This window comes from Priestia sp. P5_B4, from assembly GCF_056400385.1.
In genome coordinates this window covers 1-3149 of record NZ_JBFULJ010000438.1, presented here as the reverse complement: position 1 = coordinate 3149, position 3149 = coordinate 1, and the positions used below count along the sequence as shown (strand labels likewise).

Below are 3149 nucleotides of genomic sequence, written 5' to 3'. Positions count from 1 at the left end.
CGGTTGATCCATATGTACGAGCAACAACGGTGAATGGAGATCGCGGAGTTGTCGTAGATTTGGCTAAGACAAATCCGAGAAAGTGGAGTGCAAATAAGCCGAAATTTAAAAATCCAGAAGATGCGATTATCTATGAACTGCACGTACGAGATTTATCGTCTCAAAAAGAGAGTGGTATCAAAAATAAAGGAAAATATTTAGGCGTAGCGGAGTGGAATACGAAAGGACCAAATGGAGTAAAAACAGGACTCAGTCATATTAAAGATTTAGGTGTGACGCACGTTCAGTTCCTGCCTATTTACGATTATCGTACGGTGGATGAAACGAAATTAAACGAGCCGCAGTTTAACTGGGGATATGATCCGAAAAATTACAACGTCCCAGAAGGTTCCTATTCAACAAACCCATATAATCCTAAGACGAGAATCATTGAGCTTAAACAAATGATTCAAACGCTTCATGATAAGCAGCTTCGTATGGTAATGGACGTGGTTTATAATCATGTGTATGCAGTGAGTGAGCATAGCTTTGATAAATTAGTTCCAGGCTACTACTTCCGTTATAAGGAAGATGGAACTTTATCCAACGGAACAGGTGTTGGAAACGACACGGCGTCTGAACGGAAGATGGTTCGGAAGTTTATTGTAGATTCTATTGCGTATTGGGCAAAAGAGTACCACATTGATGGGTTTCGATTTGATTTAATGGGGATTCACGATACAAAGACAATGAATGAAGTGAGAAAGAAGTTAGATGAAATTGACCCTTCCATTATCGTCTTAGGAGAGGGCTGGGATCTAGGAACTGAGCTTGATGCTAAGCTAAAAGCTAATCAGAAAAACGCTCAGGATATGAAGCGCATCGCTCATTTTAATGACGGTATGCGAGATGGTCTTAAAGGCAGCGTATTTTTTGATCATGACAACGGATTTGTTAATGGAAAACAGGGGCAAGAAAAGCTCATACAGCAAAGTATAGCAGCTGGAATAGATTATGATCATTCCACTGCCACGTATGAAGACCCGGATCAAGTTGTGACGTATGTAGAAGCTCACGATAACCATACGTTATGGGATAAGCTTCAGCTGACGAACCCTGCTGACACCGAGCAAACGAAAAAGCAAATGCATAAGCTTGCTTCTTCTATTATTTTAACATCTCAAGGAATGAACTTTATACATGCAGGTCAAGAGTTTATGAGAACAAAAGGCGGAGATCATAATAGCTATCAGTCACCCGATTCTGTCAATCAGCTAGATTGGAAGCGCCGAGCAGCTTTCAGCCAAGAAGTAGATTATATGAAGGGACTTATTGCGCTTCGAAAGCAATATTCCTCATTTAGAATGACGAGTGCACAGGCTATTCATCAAAATTTACGCTTTTTTGATGCACCAGCAAACGTAGTAGGTTATACGTTAAATGCTAAAGCCAATAAAGATAAAGCAAACGAAATAATGGTGATTCATAATGCAAATAAACAAGCTCAAACGGTTCATCTGCCTTCTAACAGAACGTGGAGATTACTTGTTGACGGCGAGCAGGCAGGAACAAAAACGCTCCGTACGGTGAAAGGAAATACAGTAAACGTTTCGCCTCTTTCGACATTTGTGCTAGTAAGATAAATTTTAGATAACTAGAATAAATGTAGAAAAATTCAGAATATTGTATGCGAAATTGTTGATTTTACTAGATAACATGGTAAAATATTCATTGTTAGCGTTTTCAAAATTCGTGGGGAGGTATGTATTTGATGCAAAATCTTGGAGCGAAAAAAGTTGAAATGAGTCCGAAAGTAGTGGAGTTTTTAAAAGGAGTAAAACAGCTATACATTAACGGCGAATGGGTAGACTCTGTTTCAGGAAAAACATTTGAAACAGTAAATCCAGCAACGGGTGAAAAGTTGGCAGATGTAGCTGAAGCAAATCCAGAGGATATTGATCGTGCCGTCAGAGCGGCTAGAGAAGCCTTTGATCATGGACCTTGGACAAAGATGTCAGCAGCTGAAAGAAGTCGACTTATTTATAAATTAGCTGATTTAATGGAAACACATCAATTGGAGCTTGCGCAGCTTGAAACGCTTGATAATGGAAAACCAATTCGTGAAACATCAAATGCAGACATTCCACTAGCAATCGAACATTTCCGCTACTTTGCTGGGTGGTCAACTAAAATGGTTGGACAAACTATTCCTGTGCAAGGAGCGTACTTTAACTATACAAGATATGAACCAGTAGGAGTTGTTGGCCAAATTATTCCGTGGAACTTCCCGCTTTTAATGGCCGCTTGGAAGCTCGGAGCTGCTTTGGCAACTGGATGTACAATTGTGCTCAAACCAGCAGAGCAAACGCCGCTTTCTGCACTTTACTTGGCTCGACTAGCCGATGAAGCAGGGTTCCCAAAAGGCGTGCTAAACATTGTGCCAGGCTACGGGAAAACAGCAGGTGAACCGCTCGTTCATCATGATCTTGTCGATAAAATTGCTTTTACAGGATCTACTGCTGTCGGAAAAGCAATTATGAAGCAAGCTAGCGACTCCTTAAAGCGTGTGACGTTAGAGCTTGGAGGTAAATCACCAAACATTATCCTCCCGGATGCAGACTTAACAAAAGCAGTTCCTGGTGCGCTTTCAGGTATTATGTTTAATCAAGGACAAGTATGTTGTGCTGGAAGTCGTCTGTATGTCCAAAAAAGCTTATATGATAATGTCGTAGCTGATTTAGTTTCTCAAACGAAATCTATTAAACAAGGAAATGGATTAGCAGATGAGACGACAATGGGTCCGCTTGTATCTGCGCAGCAGCAAAAACGAGTGAAAACCTATATTGATAAAGGAATTGAAGAAGGAGCGGAAGTACTCGCAGGAGGAAACATTCCATTTGATCAAGGCTATTTCGTAGAACCGACTATCTTTGCAGATGTCGATCATTCAATGACGATTGCTCGTGAAGAAATCTTCGGTCCGGTTGTAGCTGCTATGCCGTTTGACGATCTCGATGATTTAATTGCCAAAGCAAATGATACAGCATATGGTCTAGCAGCGGGCGTCTGGACACAGGATTTAAAGAAAGCACACTATATTGCTCATGGTATTAAAGCAGGTACAGTTTGGGTGAACTGTTACAACGTATTTGATGCAGCAAGCCCGTTTG

General features: G+C 40.9%; 2 protein-coding genes. Both read left to right on the top strand.

Features of this window, described 5'->3' with window-relative positions; translation table 11 throughout:
• On the top strand, window positions 1-1622 hold a 1622-nt coding region (gene pulA / locus AC1DRF_RS20890), incomplete at its 5' end, for a type I pullulanase (protein WP_477741589.1).
• A 128-nt stretch (window positions 1623-1750) separates the two neighbouring features.
• Window positions 1751-3149: aldehyde dehydrogenase family protein (locus AC1DRF_RS20885; RefSeq protein WP_477741588.1), on the top strand; the 1399-nt coding region annotated here is incomplete at its 3' end.